A 304-nucleotide genomic window follows, 5' to 3' on the forward strand; every position below is an offset into this window, starting at 1 on the left:
GAATCTTATTTTCTGCCAGCAATGGGCTGTCCGTCATTCCCTTGTGCAGCTTGGTCCAGTTCATACTGGCAAGCAACAACCAGTTCTCTGCCAAAGGTTTGGTTACCTGCAACATCAGTGACGGGTACCAACCAGAGCGTCCTTCATAATAAAGGGAGGTATCTACGCCGTCACGATCATCCAAACCGTAATAATAATCCACCAGCCGTGCACTTTTCCAAATCAGGCCGGGAGTAACACTCCAGCGCCACGCTCCAATATGGCCTGAATAACTGTAGTTCAACTCGGCTTGTCCACCATTATG

At 49.0% G+C, this 304-nt stretch carries 1 protein-coding gene; it reads right to left on the minus strand.

Features of this window, described 5'->3' with window-relative positions:
- The coding region (locus J0A66_RS22700; protein ID WP_206576061.1) for a MipA/OmpV family protein at positions 1-304 on the minus strand (304 nt) is incomplete at both ends.

Origin of the sequence: Bowmanella dokdonensis (assembly GCF_017254865.1) — a bacterium.
GTDB classification, from domain to species: Bacteria; Pseudomonadota; Gammaproteobacteria; order Enterobacterales; family Alteromonadaceae; genus Bowmanella; species Bowmanella dokdonensis.